We start from the raw sequence: 17,359 nt of genomic DNA on the forward strand, positions 1-17,359 counted from the left end.
TAGCGAGGCACGAGCCTTTCAGATGAAACGGGGAGGGGATCCTTATAACGAAATATATTTTGAAAAATGACTGGCAGAAAGTTCTTGGTGAAGAGTTCCAGAAGCCTTATTATTTGCAGCTGCGGGCGTTTTTAAAGAAAGAATATGAGGAGCATATCGTTTACCCGAAGCAGGAGGATATATTTAATGCTCTCCATTATACATCCTACGAGGATGTGAAGGCTGTTATCCTTGGACAGGATCCCTATCATGGGCCTGGCCAGGCGCACGGATTAAGCTTTTCGGTGAAACCTGATGTGAAGATTCCGCCGTCCTTAAAAAACATTTTTAAAGAGATGCAGGCTGATTTGGGATGCGATATACCCAACAATGGCTATCTATTAAAATGGGCTAAAGAAGGTGTGCTTCTATTAAATACGGTTCTGACCGTCCGAAAAGGACAGGCTCATTCTCATAAGGGAAAAGGATGGGAGCTGTTTACCGATCGGGTCATCCAAAAGCTGAATGAGAGGGAAAAGCCTGTTATCTTTCTATTATGGGGAAAACCAGCACAGGAAAAGGGAAAGCTCATTGATGACTCCAAGCATTTTATCTTGGCTTCTCCACATCCAAGTCCGTTTTCGGCCCGTAAAGGCTTCTTTGGCAGCAGGCCATTCTCACAAGTGAATGAACTTTTAAGGGAGCAGGGAGAGGAACCAATCGATTGGAAGATTCCTGATCGATGATTTGATTCGTCATGTTTCACGTGAAACATACATTTATTTTGAGAGAATAAAAGAAAGTGCTCGAAATATCTCCTGCCTTCCGCTGGATTTGGAAAAAGGCTTAAAAGGGGAAAAGGGATTGAAAAAACAGATGAGTTCACAGCGAGTAGACTGTTTTAAATGCAAATATTTTTATGTCACTTGGGATCGGAACCATCCAAAGGGATGCAAGGCTTTCCAATTCAAAACGAGACTGATGCCCTCCATGGAAGTTTTTAGGGCATCTGGTCATCCCTGTTTGCGTTTCGAAAAGAAAAACTGATAAACTTTAAATTGGCCTTAGGATTTAGAAGATGGCCTATATAGCTATAATGGCAATAGGAAAGCAGAATAATCGCTTTTCGCAGAAAGAGGTGAAGTGTTTGAATATCTCTGTTCAAAAACTTTTGGGTAAAATGGAAAAAGAATTGCTTGAAGCAAAAAATAGCTCGTCCGAAGCACGTATCAGGGAAAAGGTACAGGCGATCAAGTCTTTATGCGAGCTCGTTTTGGAAGAATCGGATACAGGAAGCACTTCTGTTGCTGCTTCTGTCAGCCATACATACAGTGCGCCGTCTGCACAGCCTGCGAATTTGCAGCCAAAGAAAATGAAAATGGATGATGAAGCAAACGGCGATTCACTGTTTGACTTTTAAAATGGGATAAGAGGTGTAGGGGAACATGAAGGTATTTATTATTATCGGAGCCATTAATGCTTTTTTATCAGTTGCTTTGGGAGCATTTGGAGCTCATGGGCTTGAGGGCAGAGTTGAGCCAAAGTATTTGGAAACATGGAAGACAGGTGTAACCTATCAAATGTTCCATGCAACCGGCTTGCTGATTATCGGTGTCCTGCTTGGCAAACTGCCGGCCACTGCCTTGCTATCATGGTCAGGGTGGCTGATGCTTATTGGCATTATACTATTTTCCGGAAGTTTATATGTATTAACACTGACAAAAATCAGCGTGCTGGGAGCAATTACCCCGTTAGGCGGAGTAGCCTTTTTAGCGGCGTGGGTACTGCTGATCATTGCTGCAGTTAAGTATTTATAATACGCTGTTTTCGCAAAGTTTTTTGCTATTTAAACTAGTTGTGGTGAGTGGTTGATTTCCGCTCCAGGATGCTCAGCGAACGCGGGGCGGGCGGTAAGCCTCCTCGGTGCAAGCACCTGTGGGGTCTCACCTGTCCCACTCCTCCCGCTGGACTTTGAATAAGCATCCTCGAATCAGCACCGCACGAAGGAAATGCGAATGCATTTTCGAGGATCTCGCACCTTGCGCTCCAATCAACCAACCTTATTTATCAAAGTATTTACAAAATCTATTTAATAACAACAATCTTTTAGAAAAGAGCCTAATAAGAAAAGGAGCTTTGACATAGGGTCAAAGCTCCTTTTCTTTTATCTTGGAGAGTATTGGGTCATTCCAGCCCCTCCGCCGAAAGGATATTCGTACTCGATTTCCTCTTCAAATGTTACATAATCCAGATAGATCATTAGAATTAGGTAACGCATGCCTGTTTGCGGATCACTGAGGATTAAATGGTCCCTCCCTGCAGCTTCGATGATGCCTTTAAATACCTTAGCATTCCACTCCGTATTGTTTTCAAAGGTTGCATATACAGTAGCAAGCTTTCCTTTGTTCAAACGCAGAATGTTTTCAACGTAGGACTGTTCAAGCGGAAGCATGCCTGGAACCTGCGTGCCTGGTGCAGCGCCATTCATTCCGCCTGCGCTCACGCCTGCAACGGTTCCGCTAGGTGGCATTCCTGCCATTCCCGGCATACCCGCCATTCCTGGCATACCCGCCATTCCCGGCTGCGCCTGATAGTTCTGTGCTTTTGGGGCAGCCCCTGTGTAGGGCTGCTGGTTACCATAATAAGGGTATTGACCGTAATTAGATTGATTCAATTTTTTCCCTCCTAAAAATTAAAATCAGCCATCTTGAGCTAAGTACTGAAGCAAAAGAATGTTCATTTTACTAATAAACAGTCGGACAGTCCTGCGGGGTTGGTTTATAAAAGCAATGGGCCTTAAACCGTCCGGAGTTCGCCTGGTTAAACCATTGAGCCGGACAGTTGGCCTGAGGACGGAAGAACCATAATGCGTTGCTTGCAGGGTGGTGACGCTGTCCGTTTATGACTTTGCGGGCCAAATCAAGCTCACTTTGCCGCGCACCTTGATAGAAGTATCCTTTTTGTGTGGCTTCAAACCCGCCTGGACTCTGGAAGACCATCCTTCTGATTGACCGGATATCCTTGAAGTCTATCAATCACCCCGGACACGGTTAACCCCCACATTCCCGACCATCAGCATGCTAAGTTTTCCATCTTCTTCAGCTTCAGCACGCATGAGCCGGGCGCTTAACATCTTCCTCGGTGTAAGGGATAACTCCCATCACTTCACCTCTCTTTATGCTGAGCCTTGATGCTGCGGGAAAGATAATTGCATATGAAGTTATATTAGAAACTCACTATTTCATTAGTATGTAGGGGCATGTTTTTTTATGACTTAAGAAAAGAAAAAACTCCCAGCCAAAGCTGAGAGTTCTGAGGTCTTATATTAGTTTACATGCAGAAACTTTCCTACTTTATCTTCTTCAAGGATATTTCCTACGAAGAAAGCGCCGAATTCGCCGTAGCGGGCACTTACTTCATCAAAGCGCATTTCATATACGAGCTTTTTGAATTGAAGAACATCATCAGAGAATAGGGTTACGCCCCATTCGTAATCATCAAAGCCGACAGAACCGGTGATGATCTGTTTAACCTTTCCTGCATATTGGCGGCCAATCATACCATGGCTGCGCATCATATTGCGGCGTTCCTCCATCGGAAGCATATACCAGTTATCATTGCCTTGCCGGCGCTTGTCCATTGGATAGAAGCAAACATGTTTAGCTTTTGGCAGTTCAGGATAAAGGCGTGCCAAAATTTGCGGATTTTGATAAGGGTCTTCACCCGCAGGCAGGTAATTGCTCAATTCAACAACAGAAACATAAGAATGAGCTGGAATTGTAAATTCAGCTAATTTTGTTTTGTTGAATTCGTTTTCAATTTCATTCAGTTCTTCCATTGTAGGCCTTAAGATCATCATCATAAAATCAGCTTTTTGGCCGACAATTGTATAAAGGGCATGGCTGCCGTTTTTCTCGCTTTGGGTAGTATTCCATTTGTCCACTAGGGCCATAAATTCATGGATGGCTGCCTGGCGCTCATCGCTTGAAAGCATTTTCCAAGTAGTCCAGTCAACTGTACGGAAGTCATGTAAACAATACCAGCCGTCGAGCGTTACTGCTGCTTCACTCATTACGATCACTCCTAATATGTACTAAAAATTCTCATCACTACTATAACATAGTTTCTCCATTTAACATGTGTATAAAACTTGAAATGTTGGAATTAATCGAGTACCAGGTACCTATACCACTTCGATCAACTGGTATAGGTACCTGGTACTCAAAAATGCCGTTTACAAAAAGGCCAATATGGTTATCTTAAAACAAGGTATGAATATAAAACAGGCTGCATCTGAAGGTTACTTATTATTGGAAATTTACCGAAAACAAAAACATTTCGCCTGAAAACGCTAACAGTGACTGAACTCCTTGAAATTCTGGGCATGAAGAGTATTCTAAGGGAGTATATAGGGTAAGTTCTATTAAATGAACGGAAATCAGATGCCTTAGGAGGAATTTACATGAGTGATTTATTCTCGGTTTTAAAAGAAAAGGTTTCAGGACAAAATTTAAGAATCGTTTTTCCGGAGGGGCAGGATGAGCGTATTTTAGCGGCAGCAGGAAGATTGGCTGCTGAAAAAATTATCACACCTATCCTGGTGGGGAATATTGCAGAGATCGAAGCAAAAGCAAAGGATATGGACATTTCCCTTGAATCCGCAGAAATTTACGATCCAAACAGTTTTTTGATGATGGATGAGCTTGTAGCGGCATTTGTTGAGAGACGCAAAGGCAAAGCGACAGAAGAAGATGCACGCAGAATTCTTCTTGATGAAAATTACTTCGGCACAATGCTTGTGTATGCCAATAAAGCAGATGGACTTGTAAGCGGTGCGGCACATTCTACGGCAGACACGGTACGGCCGGCCCTACAAATTATTAAAACAAAAGAAGGCGTCCGCAAAACTTCTGGTGTATTTATCATGGTACGCGAGGAGGAAAAATATGTTTTCGCAGATTGTGCGATCAACATTTCGCCTGACAGCCAGGACTTGGCTGAAATTGCGATTGAAAGTGCAAAGACTGCTAGAATGTTCGATATTGAACCACGTGTAGCCATGCTGAGCTTTTCAACTAAAGGATCAGCCAAGTCTTCGGAAACAGAAAAGGTTTCAGGTGCACTTGAAGCAGCGAAAGTTCGCGACCCATTATTGATCATTGACGGAGAATTCCAGTTCGATGCGGCATTCGTTCCATCTGTTGCAGAGAAAAAGGCTCCGGATTCACCGATTCAGGGGGATGCGAATGTATTTATCTTCCCAAGCCTTGAAGCGGGCAATATCGGTTATAAAATTGCCCAGCGCCTTGGAAACTTTGAAGCTGTTGGACCCATTCTGCAAGGCTTAAACCGTCCTGTCAATGACTTATCCCGAGGATGCAACGAGGAAGATGTTTATAAGCTCGCACTAATCACTGCAGCCCAGGCTCTAAATCAATAAAGCCATACTTGAAGCCGGTCCCTTGCGACTGGCTTTTTTGCTATAATAAGTCTGTTATAGGACATTGGCCGATAAAGTTATAGATTTAGCCGATAAATTGGCTGAATTGGCCTTTAAAGGTGGAATTCTGGCTGTCAAGCTTGTAAAGACGCCCTTAAATTAGATAATTCAGAGCCGATAAGCGTATTTTTGACTAGGAATATCGGCAAAAGGGGATCAAAGTAGATGAATTTGGCACAAGATTTACTGATGCAGGAGGAGTGGAGAGTCATTGACCAGTCTGCATTGGCTGTCCATTTAAATGCTCTGCACTCATTCGGGATGGATGATACGCTTTGTGCTTCTGTCGGGTCTGGTGCGGCGCCCGCGACTGCGAGGACATGGGTCCACCATAATACCATTGTGCTCGGCATTCAGGATACCAGGCTTCCTTATTTACCTGAGGGAATTAACTTTTTAAAAAGCCAGGGCTATCAGGTTATCGTCCGGAATTCTGGCGGGCTGGCTGTAGTCCTGGACGAAGGTGTCCTGAATATATCGCTGATTTTTCCGGAAAGCGAAAAAGGCATAGATATTAACCGGGGATATGATGCGATGTGGATGCTTATAAAAGAGATGTTTTCTGATTTTAATAAAGAAATAGAAGCCAAAGAGATTGTTGGATCCTACTGTCCAGGAAGCTATGATTTAAGTATCGGCGGACAAAAGTTTGCTGGTATATCACAAAGGCGTCTCCGCAATGGGGTAGCTGTGCAAATTTACCTTGGTGTGAATGGCAGCGGCAGTGAGCGGGCGGATTTGATTGGGAAATTTTATGCTGTTTCCAGAAGGGGCGAACAAACAAAATTTCAGTATCCTGAAATCCAGCCGGCTGTTATGGCTTCTCTATCAGAATTGCTTGATACAGAGCTAACCGTCCAGGATGTGATGCTGCGCTTTTTGCAGGCTTTAAAAAATAAAGCAGGCCGCCTTTATGCAGGTCAGCTGACAGAGGATGAAGCGAGTTTATTTGAAGCTTATTATCATCGGGTCACAGAACGGAACGAGAAGGTATTGGGTGAATAAAGAAAAGCCGTAAACCACAGTGGTTAACGGCTTTTCTTAATGGGGCATTGTTGCCAAGCTCTCCTTCTCCCGCTGCCGGAAGTGTTATATCTATTACGAGCAGCTATTACTCAGCTACTCTCTCCAAATTGCCATTTCGGTCCATTTTAAACTTGGAGGCCGGTCTGTCTTCTTCGTCAAATAGAACAAAATTGCGCGCTCTGTTCATGATTTTCATTAGTGTCTCGTAATCTTCCTGAATAGTTACCGTATTTTCCTCCAGCTCGCTGATCTTGCTTTCCAGCTCCTGGTTACGGCTTCTAAGATCTGCGTTTTCGCGCTTCAATCTTTCATTCTCATTTTTTAGTATATCAAGCTTAATGCCAGAGTGATTTAATGTTTGTAAATAAGAAATGACACTATCCAAATCCAATTGTGCAGGAGCTGTGTAAGCTGGTTCCGAGTAAGCGGATGTATAGGATGATACGGCTTCTGTTCTTTCGGCTGTTTCATTCTCTGTCCGCTCTTCATAGAAGTCTGCAGGGGATGGCGGCACTATTGTATTAGACACAACGGGTGCTGCTTCAACTTCCTGCATGGTAGGCACTGGCGGAGAGTATAAGAGTTTCTTCTTGCCTCCCTGTTCTTTGCCTAGCATTCTTTGTCTTTGCTTGCGCTGTTTCTTTGCAAGCTGAAGCGCTTTTTCATATTGATGCCTTACAACAGCGTTCCAGCGGAATCCGCAAGCTGCAGAAGTGCGGTTCAGCTTATCTCCAACCTCTTCAAAAGCATTTAATTGTGTACTGCCTTCCCTGACATGCCTTAATACTGTTTCAGCTAGCAATAAATCATTTTCGTCTGTCCATGCGTCCTGACGTACTTTCATTCATCCTCAACTCCCTATTTCTTTAACATTTGTTCTTGCCTTAGTTAAAGGATGGACAAACTTGGCAGAATTTATACAAAGGTGATTAAAAGGATAGTAGATTTTTTGAAAATTTATTTTTCGCTAGATACGTATGGCGGTTTTATGAAGATTAGTAAGATACACCACCCAAGTTAATGATTACAGCTTGCAAAGCTGCGGGATAAGATTTAAAATAGCCTGTAGCAGTTAGGCAGGGCGTTTGCTATTCAGTCCTTACTTGAATAGGAATGCCGTGCATCGGACATGCTTTAATAAGGAATTTTCCTGCTATAGAGGCTGTGTTTAAGCTAAATATTGATTAGCATCAAGCTGATTGGGCGGAAGGCACGAGATTCTCGTAAATGCATTAGCATTTCCTTCGTGCTTGTTAATTCGGGGGTGCTTTAGCAACGTCCAGCGGGAAAAGCTAGCCCGCAGGCATGGAACGCCGAGGAGGCTCTCTGAAGCCTGAGGAGCTAGTGCCTGCAGCGGTAATCAACAATTAAGTTTGACAGAGCATTATTTAAAATAAAAGTTAGACCGCAGAAAGGGTTGTAATAGAATGGCAAACGAATTTCGTGTTTGCGACGATTGTCAGGCAGTTAACCTAAAAACACTTATACCGCGTTTGAAAGAAATAGATCCCGACGCTAAAATTGATATCGGCTGCCAGTCCTATTGCGGACCAGGCCGAAAAAAGACATTTGCATTCGTCAATAACCGTCCCCTTGCCGCATTAACGGAAGAGGAATTGATGGAGAAAATTAATAAGAAGCTGAAAAAATAAATCGCCTTTTGACTTTTGTCCTTAGGTGATTTTTATTTTTGCCCAAGTTTATTTTGGGTTCTCATTTGGTAAAGAGATAGAATGGACAGCTTATCGTTATTTTTGGAAAAGTCGAAAAATATTTTCAGGTATAGATGATTGCTGTCATGCGGTTCCTGTCGAATGGCTATGAAAAACGGGGAATTTTGTGATGATTTGGTATAGCAATCGGGATATAATAGTAACAGGTTATAAAAGCGGAGAGCGCTCATAAAGGAATGCAGACTAACGACGCCACGTCCTGTGGCAGCGTCTGCTTAACCCGCATCCCAGCGGGCTTTAAGATCTCGGGCCGATAGCGCTCGGAGCGGAACACAGACATAAGCGGAGGGAAAAGATGGCATATTCGGCGGAAAAGTTAAGCGAGGAAAAGGTATTTAAAGATCCCGTCCACCGTTACATACACGTCAGGGACAGAGTAATTTGGGATTTGATAGGAACAAAGGAGTTTCAGCGCCTTAGAAGAATTAAACAGCTTGGAACAACCTACTTAACCTTCCATGGTGCTGAACATAGCCGTTTTAACCACTCGCTCGGAGTTTACGAGATTGTACGGCGAATAGCTGATGATGTGTTTATCGGCAGGCCGGAATGGAATGAAGAAGAACGCCTCCTCTCATTATGCGCGGCACTTCTCCACGATTTGGGGCATGGCCCGTTTTCACATTCCTTCGAAAAAGTATTTGACCTCGACCATGAGCATTATACAAGAGCGATTATTCTTGGTGATACTGAGGTTAATCAGGTGCTTACAAAGGTGAGTTCCGATTTTCCTGAAAAGGTAGCAGAGGTGATTGCCAAAACCTCCAAAAATAAGCTGGTCGTCAGCCTGATTTCAAGCCAGATTGACGCAGACCGAATGGATTATCTGCAAAGAGATGCTTATTTTACCGGTGTCAGCTACGGCCATTTTGATATGGAGCGGATCTTGCGTGTCATGAGGCCGCGGGAGGACCAGGTAGTGATAAAGCAGAGCGGAATGCATGCAGTGGAAGATTATATTATGAGCCGGTATCAGATGTATTGGCAGGTGTATTTCCACCCGGTTACTCGCAGTGCAGAGGTTATACTGACCAAAATTCTGCATCGTGCCAAAGATTTGCACGGACAAAATTATACGTTTAAATACGATCCCATCCATTTTTATTCGTTATTCAACGGTGAGATCACACTTGAAGATTATATAAAGCTTGATGAAGCTATTATTCTTTATTATTTCCAGATGTGGCAGGAGGAAGAGGATCCCATCCTGAGAGATCTCTGCTGCCGCTTTATGGACCGGAACCTATATAAATATGTGGAATTTGACCCTGCAAAAGAGTATAAGAAGCTGGCTGAGCTTTCCGCTTTATTTAAAAAAGCAGGCATTGACCCGGAATATTATCTGGTTGTCGATTCGTCATCAGACTTGCCTTATGATTTTTACCGGCCAGGTGAGGAAGAAGAAAGACTGCCCATTCATTTGCTGCTTAAAAATGGGGATATTCGCGAGCTTTCCCGTGAATCGGAGATCGTTGATGCCATTTCAGGTAAACGCAGAACAGACCATAAGCTGTATTTTCCGGCTGACTTTATTTCAGACGACAGCAAAAAGCCGAATATAAAAAAACAAATCAGAATGCTGCTGGAAATCGATTAAGACTGCATAAAGTCCATTTGATTTCCTATAGATACGGGAAAAAACGGAGTAGGAGATGAAGAGCTTTGTTAAAGGATCACGCCAAATTAATGCATGCCATTGCAGTCTCTGAAGAAATCGTGGGACGGAAAAAGCTTCAGAAAATGATTTATATCGCCAAGAACATCGCATTTCCTTTTCAGGAAAGATTCCAATTTCACTTCTATGGCCCTTATTCCGAAGAGCTCACTTTAAGAGTCGAAGAGCTTTGCAATATGGGGTTTTTAAACGAAGTGAAGGAGAAAAAAGGAGGCTACTACCAGTATCGGTATACACTTACAGAAACAGGCAAGGAATTCTTGACTGTTAATGAAGTGGAAATGCCTAGCCTGCAGAATTGCCTAATGGATATGAACGGCCAAAATGCAAGATTCCTTGAGCTTGTCTCAACTGTTCTTTATTTTAATGACCTTCCAAAAGAAGAAGTTAAAGAAAAGGTTTTTACACTAAAAAGCAAACAGCGCTACACAGACGAAGAAGTGGAGCAGGCCTATCAATATATTGAAAGCTTAAGAGAAAAAGCCGGGCAGCATTAAATGCCTGGCTTTTTTGTGGTTAAGAGACCTATACGCAGAGAAATCTATTTAAACTTAATATTTTTCATAAAAAAGGGCAGTTCCCAATGAAAAAGGATACGTTTCATTGGAAAACTGCCTTTTTAATAAAATAATCCAGATTCTATTCGTCGCTGAAACGCTTGCCGCCAATTGCATAGTGGTTCTTGGACATTTCTTCGATAAATACGACAATTTTATCCTTGGAAGCACCAGTTGTTTCGTTCACTGCATCTGTTACTTTTTCTACAAGCGCCTTTTTTTGTTCCTCGGAACGGCCTTCAAGCATTTTGACTGTTACGTATGGCATTTTATGTTTCCTCCTCTTACTTTACTGATTGTAGTTTTCCATATTTTCTCGCAATGTGCAAGCCTGACTGCACGTGCTTTCCCTTTGGTGGGGTGTTCATGTATACTTTTAGGTAATTAGAGATAGCAGGGGCTTTTCGTACATAGTATGTAGTAGATCCTGGCAAAAAATGAAAAAATATATAAAAGCTGCTTGGCAGATGAGTGCCCATCATTTGCCTGCAGGAGAGGGAGTTTTGGCTTTTGGAACAATTTCTGGCGTTTTCTCTCAGGGAGATTCCCTATGTTGCTGTAACGTTGATGATTGCTTTTACGGTCCATGAGTTTGCCCATGCTTATGTTGCCTACAAATTTGGAGATCCGACCGCACAGAAACAGGGCAGATTAACATTGAATCCCATGCAGCATTTGGATCCAATCGGGACTATCCTGATTTTTATTGCTGGTTTTGGCTGGGCCAGGCCCGTTCCGGTCAATCGATTCTTTTTTAAGAAACCAAAGCTGGCCGGCATATCCGTCTCGATTGCAGGACCGCTGTCCAATCTGGTGATGGCTGTTCTCGGCTTTTTTATCTGGTATATGCTGGCTGGAACAGGGTTAGCGGCATCGTTTCCATCATTTATTGCGGACTTTTTGAATATTTTTATCCAGTTAAATTTAGTGCTGTTTGTATTTAATCTTTTGCCGTTCCCGCCTCTTGATGGCTATAGGATAATTGAGGATCTGGCTCCGGCCCATATTCGCCCGAAGATGACCCAATTTGAAGCGTACGGCTCTGTCATTTTCCTCATTCTAGTGATTACGCCGCTGGACCAATACACGATACAGCCAATTTTCAACACCGTTTTGCCGGTGTTGGCGAGCGGGTTAAATGATTTTTTCTACGAACTATTTATGACATAATTAGTAAAAACTTTGAGATTAAACTTACTTAGGAGGATTTGAACATGGAAGAAAAAAAGAAAAAGAAAGTTGATTTTAATATTATAAAAAACGACCCTACTGATGGGCATGGAGGCTTTGGTGTCGGTACCCTCAGCCTTGATAATGTGACGCCGGTGATCATTGATGTAGATGAAGGCGAGGCTTCAATTGAAGTTGGCGCGATGCATGCCAGAAGCCCGTTTGAAAAGGGAATCAAGTTCCTTCCAAATAAGGAGGAGGTTCCAAACGGAAAGCCTTACTGGCTGATTTGGGTAACCATTGACCGCAAAGAGGGCGGCCCCTATTATGCAGGCGTGACAGCATGTGAAATGACGGTTGACAGAGAAATCCGCAGAGGATACAAATCGCTGCCAGAGCATGTTAACCGCATGGATAAATCTATTAAAAGACAGATTATCGTTAACCACATGGATGAAAAATCCAAGGGAGTGCTCGTAGAATTTTTAAAGAACCATGACGCTGGGATGTGGGAAAGATCTGCGGAGCAACTAAAATCAGATTTACAAGCGAATTAGAGAAAAAGCTTAAATTTGTGACGAATTTGTGACAGTTTGTTGACGTGGTTTTCTAACTACTTGTACAATTCCCATAAAAAAAGTAAACTATTTAACAGTGTGAAGGCACAATATAGCACTAGGACACGAAAAACCCCGGGATTCGGACCCCGGGGTTTTTCAATTTTGCAGAGGTTAATGACTAATTTTAGGGAAAAGTCGGGCTGATTGGAACTTATGTGGTGATTAGTTCCGGAACCCGGAGAAAAAGTTGCTGAAGGGAACTAAATTAGGAGATAAGCCTGAACTCAGCGGAAACGCCAGAGAAAGGGAACGAAAAAGGGTCAATCGTGCCCGAACTCGGCGGGAAACGGCAGAGAAAGGGAACGAAAAAGGGTCAATTGTGCCCGAGCTCGGCGGGAAGCGGCAGAGAAAGGGAACGAAAAGGAGTCAATCGTACCCGTGCTCTGCGGAATAGCCTGAGAAGAGGAATGATAATGAATAAGGGATCTTACAACAAAGTGGCGCAAGAATAAAAATGCCCGATCTCATTCTAAGATCGGGCATTAAAGCAGTAACCATAATCACGAAGCCCATTGGAACAATTTCTTATACCAAGGTGTCTTAGGCTTCTTATCAGACTGTTCATGTTTTTCTTCTTGTTTGTGGCTTAAATGGTCTGTACAGTATTCCGTCGGTTCCGTGCCTTCGGCGAAATAGGTCAGGCGCTTGACCGGGCAGTTATCTGCAGCAATTTTTCCGTTGGCAGGGTCGACATAGACGCCAACTGTGCCCTTTGGCGCTTTAAAGGCTTTTGAGGGCTTTCCTTTATGCGCTTCCTCCATAAACCGGATCCATATGTTCTTGGCATATGTTTTTTCAACTGTGTTAGTAATCATTTGGCCTTTGTCGTAGCCAGTCCATACAGCCGTCACTAGCTGAGGTGTGAAGCCGGCCATCCAGCTGTCTGTTTCGGTTGATCCCGACTTTCCGGCGTAAGGGCGTGTCATGTCGTTAATCACCGTGCTTCCTGTTACGCGGGAATATCCATTTAGCTTCGGATCAAATATTCCGGTCATCATATGGGTCATCACAAAAGCAAGATCCGGCCGCAGAACCTTCATTTGGAAGGGCTCCTGCTGGTAGATGACTTCGCCTTTATGGTTTTCTACGCGCTTAATCATGACTGGGGATACCTTTTTTCCGCCATTGGCAAACATGCTGTATGCGTTTGCCAGTTCGATAACCCTTACCCCGGAAGTCCCAAGTGCAAGGGAAGGGACCTTTGCCATTTTCGACGTAATGCCAAATTTCTTGGCTGTATTGACAAGAGTCTCCTCTCCTAAAAACAAGTGAGTCTTTACAGCATAGACGTTGTCTGATAAGGCAAGTGCCTGCGCCATTGTTATATTATCATCCGCATATTTGCTGTTAAAATTATGCGGTGTATAATCGGGTGTGCCATCTTCAAAGCGGAAGGTCGTCTGTTCGCTTCGAATTGGAGTTGAAGGGGTAAAACCCTGCTCCAGGGCCGCATAATACAACAGCGGCTTTATCGTTGATCCTGGCTGCCGGACAGCCTGGACTGCCCTGTTAAATGGGCTTTCCTCATAATTCCGTCCTCCGACCATTGCTTTAACATAGCCGTTTTTAGGATTCATGGCCACAAATCCAACTTGAATCTCCGAGTCTTTTGACATAAGCTTACCAACTGTTTCCTCCGCGATTTCTTGTTCCTTCAGATCCAGAGTGGTGTATACCTTTAATCCTCCCAATTCAATCGTCCGTTCATCCAGCTTTAGCTGTGTTTTTAACGCGTTGCGGACAGCGTCCTGGAAATAGGGTGCCGTTTTTGATTTAGGATGAAGGTGTTCACCAACAAGTTTAAGTTCTTCCGCAACAGCCTGATCAGCTTCTTTCTGGCTGATCATCCCGTTTTTAACCATCGTTTGCAGAATAACCTTTTGCCGCAAGTTTGCTTTTTCAGCTGATGCAAATGGCGAGTAAATGCCAGGACCTTTGGGAATTCCGGATAAAATAGCAGCCTCAGCCAGGGTAAGATCAATTGCGTCTTTTCCAAAATAAAAGTGGCTGGCTGCCTGAGCCCCATAAGCGCCATTTCCGTAATAAATCGTATTTAAATAGCCTTCAAGGATTTCCTTCTTGGTGTAGTTCATCTCAAGCCTGATGGTATAGAATGCCTCAAGTATTTTCCGCTTCCAGGTTTTTTCGTGCTCAAGAAAAAGATTGCGGGCATATTGCTGGCTGATGGTGCTCGCACCCTGTACCTTTGCCATCGCTTTGATATCAGCCAGAGCTGCGCCGGCGATTCTTTTATAATCGAATCCATTGTGGTCGAAAAAATTCTTATCCTCAATCGAAACAGTCGCATCGATTAGATGGGGGCTTATATCTTCAAGAGGTGCCCAATAGCGCTTTTGACCGTTATGGCTTTCCCCAATTACCGTTCCATCCTCTGCGAAAAATAAAGTGGATTGCGGAACGGCGAGCGGCGGCGGGCCCAATATTTTTGCATAGACCAGGATACCCCCAATCATAACGACTGTTAGAGCCATGCCTATTAAGCTAATAATGAGTATAGCGCGCAAATATTTCATCGTTTTTCGAAAACGCTGATCCGTTATAATCTCCAATGAAGTCACCCCCTAAGTTCTTTCTTATTTTTAAATAAAACAAAGCAATTATAAGTACATATCCTCAGTATTGAAAAAACAGGGAAGTTTTAAACATCTTTCTCTACTAATTAGCGAAATTTTTCTTGCAATTTTGCTAGATTCAACTATACTTTTTCTGTGTTTGTAATTTGCATGTTAGGGAAGTATAAAAGATGATAATGCTTTTTGCTGCTCATATAACTGATAATTCATTTTTTTATGGAAGGAATGATTAAAAAATGGGACTTTGGTTCACAGAGAAACAAACTGAGAATTTTGGGATTACGATGAAGGTGAAGCGTACTTTACATACAGAGCAGACAGATTTTCAAAAGCTTGATATGGTTGAAACAGAAGAGTGGGGCAATATGCTTCTTCTAGATGATATGGTTATGACTTCAATCAAGGATGAGTTTGTTTACCATGAGATGGTTGCACATATTCCTCTGTTCACGCATCCAAACCCTGAAAACGTACTTGTTGTTGGCGGCGGTGATGGCGGTGTTATCCGTGAAGTGCTTAAGCATCCAAGTGTAAGGAAAGCGACTCTTGTTGATATTGACGGAAAGGTAATCGAGTACTCTAAAAAGTACCTTCCTGAGATTGCAGGCAAGCTGGATGATCCTCGCGTTGATGTACAGGTAGGCGACGGTTTTATGCACATAGCTGAAAGTGAAAATGAATACGACGTAATCATGGTTGATTCTACTGAGCCGGTTGGCCCGGCAGTAAACCTATTCACAAAAGGGTTTTATGCTGGAATCTCCAAAGCTCTTAAAGAAGACGGTATCTTTGTAGCGCAGTCTGACAACCCTTGGTTCAAAGCAGACTTAATCCGCAACGTACAGCGAGATGTAAAAGAAATTTTCCCAATTACTCGTTTGTACACTGCTAATATCCCAACTTACCCAAGCGGCATGTGGGCCTTTACAATCGGTTCTAAAAAATATGATCCGCTGGAAGTTAGCGAAGAGCGTTTCCATGACATTGAAACAAAATACTATACAAAAGAATTGCACAAAGCTGCGTTTGTATTGCCTAAGTTCGTACAGGATTTAGTGAAGTAAGCTGAAACGGGGGGCTAGTCCCCTAATATTTTAAAAGCGAGGGATGACCTTGGTTCGTTTCGATGAAGCCTATTCAGGCAATGTATTCATTAAAAGCCATCCGAGTTATGAGGAGAGTGAAGCGGTCATTTATGGAATGCCAATGGACTGGACAGTCAGCTACCGTCCGGGTTCACGTTTCGGCCCTGCCCGCATTCGTGAAGTGTCTATTGGACTGGAAGAGTACAGCCCTTATCTTGACCGCGAGCTGGAAGAGGTAAAATACTATGATGCTGGAGATATTCCGCTGCCTTTCGGAAATCCGCAAAAAAGCATCGATATGATTGAAGAGTTTATCGATCAGCTGCTGGCTGAAGATAAATTTCCTCTTGGCATGGGCGGAGAGCATTTGGTTTCCTGGCCTGTCATTAAGGCGATGTACAAAAAGTACCCGAATTTAGCGATTATCCATATGGATGCCCATACGGATCTGCGGGAGCATTATGAAGGGGAGCCATTATCCCATTCTACGCCAATCCGTAAAGCAGCTGATCTGATCGGACCGGGCAATGTCTATTCTTTTGGAATCCGTTCGGGAATGAAAGAGGAATTCCAATGGGCAAAGGAAGTCGGCATGCACATTTCCAAATTTGAAGTGCATAAGCCGCTGAAGGATATCCTTCCTAAGCTAGCAGGCCGTCCTGTTTACGTGACAATTGATATTGATGTTTTAGATCCTGCACACGCGCCTGGAACAGGTACAGTGGACGCAGGCGGCATCACATCAAGAGAATTGCTTGCTTCAATCCATGAAATTGCGCACTCAGATGTAAAAGTTGTCGGTGCTGATCTTGTAGAGGTTGCGCCAATCTATGATCCATCTGAACAAACAGCCAATACAGCGAGCAAGATGATGCGTGAAATGATTCTTGGATGGGTAAAAAAATAATTTGAAAACGGGGACTCTGTCCCCGTTTTTTTGTGTTTTTGAAACTTTTTCCTTTTTGTTGCCGTATGTAAGGAAAAGGGGGGTATAACGATGTATGAACATAAATTTTTTAAAGTAGAATTATCCAGTTTTAAGCTGGCGCCAACAAGGGATTATCACGAGATCGTGCGGGAGCATGAAAAAGAGGGCTGGGAGCTCGTTCAGATATTTGCCCCAGGGCATAAGAGGTTATGGCACTCCTGCTTTTTATGAGCTTATTTTTAAACGGAAAATGGACGAAGAAGGAGGTCGAATATAAATGATGGATGCAGGAACACTTTTTCCGCTCTTTGCTATTATCCCTTTTTTATTTTATATCGCTGTCCTGGTCTTCGGCATTTGGTTTGCGGTGAGCCTGATTAAAACACAGAAGGAAAAAAATCAAATACTAAGGGAAATTTCCCGCCAGCTTGAGCAAAGTAAAAAGGACGAAACCTAACGTTTTATCCTTTTTTTATTCGACAAAATTCGGGT

19 protein-coding genes and 1 pseudogene are annotated in these 17,359 nt (G+C 43.2%); 14 read left to right on the plus strand and 6 right to left on the minus strand.

The annotated features are described in order from the left end of the window. Positions 1-44 precede the first annotated feature (44 nt). From AC3ZVC_RS05110 to AC3ZVC_RS05120, 3 genes are all read left to right on the plus strand, one after another. Entirely contained in the window at positions 45-725 is a 681-nt protein-coding gene (locus AC3ZVC_RS05110; protein ID WP_490068835.1) for a uracil-DNA glycosylase, read from the plus strand. A 392-nt stretch (positions 726-1,117) separates the two neighbouring features. After that, a complete protein-coding gene (locus tag AC3ZVC_RS05115) occupies positions 1,118-1,399 on the plus strand; it encodes a YwdI family protein (protein WP_490068837.1) in 282 nt (93 codons plus the stop codon). Positions 1,400-1,424: 25 nt separating this feature from the next. Beyond that, entirely contained in the window at positions 1,425-1,796 is a 372-nt protein-coding gene (locus tag AC3ZVC_RS05120; RefSeq protein ID WP_490066736.1) for a DUF423 domain-containing protein, read from the plus strand. Positions 1,797-2,143: 347 nt separating this feature from the next. On the opposite strand, the gene gerQ is transcribed toward AC3ZVC_RS05120, so the two are convergent. From gerQ to hemQ, 3 genes and pseudogenes are all read right to left on the minus strand, one after another. Continuing rightward, the gene (gene gerQ, locus AC3ZVC_RS05125; protein WP_490066737.1) at positions 2,144-2,653 is read right to left on the minus strand and encodes a spore coat protein GerQ; all 510 of its coding nucleotides are present in this window, start codon (positions 2,651-2,653) and stop codon (positions 2,144-2,146) included. 70 nt (positions 2,654-2,723) lie between these two features. Beyond that, positions 2,724-3,140: pseudogene (locus AC3ZVC_RS05130) on the minus strand (cell wall hydrolase). A 164-nt stretch (positions 3,141-3,304) separates the two neighbouring features. Next, the gene (gene hemQ / locus AC3ZVC_RS05135) at positions 3,305-4,051 is read right to left on the minus strand and encodes a hydrogen peroxide-dependent heme synthase (protein ID WP_490066739.1); all 747 of its coding nucleotides are present in this window, start codon (positions 4,049-4,051) and stop codon (positions 3,305-3,307) included. 390 nt (positions 4,052-4,441) lie between these two features. On the opposite strand from hemQ, the gene pta reads away from it, so the two are divergent. Together pta and lipL are read left to right on the plus strand one after the other, a co-directional pair. Continuing rightward, the gene (gene pta, locus AC3ZVC_RS05140; RefSeq protein WP_490066743.1) at positions 4,442-5,419 is read left to right on the plus strand and encodes a phosphate acetyltransferase; all 978 of its coding nucleotides are present in this window, start codon (positions 4,442-4,444) and stop codon (positions 5,417-5,419) included. A 225-nt stretch (positions 5,420-5,644) separates the two neighbouring features. Next, entirely contained in the window at positions 5,645-6,484 is an 840-nt protein-coding gene (lipL, locus tag AC3ZVC_RS05145) for an octanoyl-[GcvH]:protein N-octanoyltransferase (RefSeq protein ID WP_490066746.1), read from the plus strand. A gap of 106 nt (positions 6,485-6,590) precedes the next feature. Here the strand turns inward: lipL and AC3ZVC_RS05150 are convergent, their stop codons facing one another. After that, positions 6,591-7,349, minus strand: a complete 759-nt coding sequence (locus tag AC3ZVC_RS05150) for an RsfA family transcriptional regulator (protein ID WP_490066748.1) — start codon at positions 7,347-7,349, stop codon at positions 6,591-6,593. A 583-nt stretch (positions 7,350-7,932) separates the two neighbouring features. Here AC3ZVC_RS05150 and AC3ZVC_RS05155 point away from each other — a divergent pair. The 3 genes from AC3ZVC_RS05155 to AC3ZVC_RS05165 all read left to right on the plus strand — a co-directional run bounded on the left by AC3ZVC_RS05155 (position 7,933) and on the right by AC3ZVC_RS05165 (position 10,410). Next, entirely contained in the window at positions 7,933-8,157 is a 225-nt protein-coding gene (locus AC3ZVC_RS05155) for a YuzB family protein (protein ID WP_026581947.1), read from the plus strand. Between the two features lie 376 nt (positions 8,158-8,533). After that, positions 8,534-9,835 carry an HD domain-containing protein gene (locus AC3ZVC_RS05160; RefSeq protein WP_490066751.1) on the plus strand — a complete coding sequence of 434 codons (1,302 nt, stop codon included), beginning with the start codon at positions 8,534-8,536 and terminating at the stop codon, positions 9,833-9,835. A gap of 65 nt (positions 9,836-9,900) precedes the next feature. Further along, positions 9,901-10,410 (plus strand): YwgA family protein, encoded by a 510-nt coding sequence (locus tag AC3ZVC_RS05165; RefSeq protein WP_214723561.1) that lies wholly within the window; start codon positions 9,901-9,903, stop codon positions 10,408-10,410. A 142-nt stretch (positions 10,411-10,552) separates the two neighbouring features. Here AC3ZVC_RS05165 and thmT read toward each other — a convergent pair whose 3' ends face one another. Further along, entirely contained in the window at positions 10,553-10,738 is a 186-nt protein-coding gene (gene thmT, locus AC3ZVC_RS05170; RefSeq protein ID WP_214723563.1) for a 2-hydroxymuconate tautomerase, read from the minus strand. 242 nt (positions 10,739-10,980) lie between these two features. On the opposite strand from thmT, the gene AC3ZVC_RS05175 reads away from it, so the two are divergent. Both AC3ZVC_RS05175 and AC3ZVC_RS05180 read left to right on the plus strand, forming a co-directional pair. Beyond that, complete coding sequence (locus tag AC3ZVC_RS05175) at positions 10,981-11,640, plus strand: site-2 protease family protein (RefSeq protein ID WP_490066756.1); 660 nt, start codon at positions 10,981-10,983, stop codon at positions 11,638-11,640. A gap of 44 nt (positions 11,641-11,684) precedes the next feature. Next, positions 11,685-12,197: a YwhD family protein gene (locus AC3ZVC_RS05180; protein WP_490066758.1), complete on the plus strand. Its 513-nt coding sequence runs from the start codon at positions 11,685-11,687 to the stop codon at positions 12,195-12,197. A gap of 563 nt (positions 12,198-12,760) precedes the next feature. On the opposite strand, the gene AC3ZVC_RS05185 is transcribed toward AC3ZVC_RS05180, so the two are convergent. Then, positions 12,761-14,830 (minus strand): transglycosylase domain-containing protein, encoded by a 2,070-nt coding sequence (locus AC3ZVC_RS05185; RefSeq protein ID WP_490066760.1) that lies wholly within the window; start codon positions 14,828-14,830, stop codon positions 12,761-12,763. A 260-nt stretch (positions 14,831-15,090) separates the two neighbouring features. Here AC3ZVC_RS05185 and speE point away from each other — a divergent pair, with 260 nt between their 5' ends. From speE to AC3ZVC_RS05205, 4 genes are all read left to right on the plus strand, one after another. Beyond that, positions 15,091-15,918 carry a spermidine synthase gene (gene speE, locus AC3ZVC_RS05190; RefSeq protein WP_490066763.1) on the plus strand — a complete coding sequence of 276 codons (828 nt, stop codon included), beginning with the start codon at positions 15,091-15,093 and terminating at the stop codon, positions 15,916-15,918. A 49-nt stretch (positions 15,919-15,967) separates the two neighbouring features. After that, the gene (speB, locus tag AC3ZVC_RS05195; RefSeq protein WP_490066766.1) at positions 15,968-16,846 is read left to right on the plus strand and encodes an agmatinase; all 879 of its coding nucleotides are present in this window, start codon (positions 15,968-15,970) and stop codon (positions 16,844-16,846) included. A 90-nt stretch (positions 16,847-16,936) separates the two neighbouring features. Next, entirely contained in the window at positions 16,937-17,098 is a 162-nt protein-coding gene (locus tag AC3ZVC_RS05200) for a DUF4177 domain-containing protein (RefSeq protein WP_490066768.1), read from the plus strand. A 46-nt stretch (positions 17,099-17,144) separates the two neighbouring features. After that, positions 17,145-17,324, plus strand: a complete 180-nt coding sequence (locus AC3ZVC_RS05205; protein WP_490066771.1) for a hypothetical protein — start codon at positions 17,145-17,147, stop codon at positions 17,322-17,324. Positions 17,325-17,359 lie beyond the last annotated feature (35 nt).

Source organism: Cytobacillus sp. C11.1 (assembly GCF_058145115.1).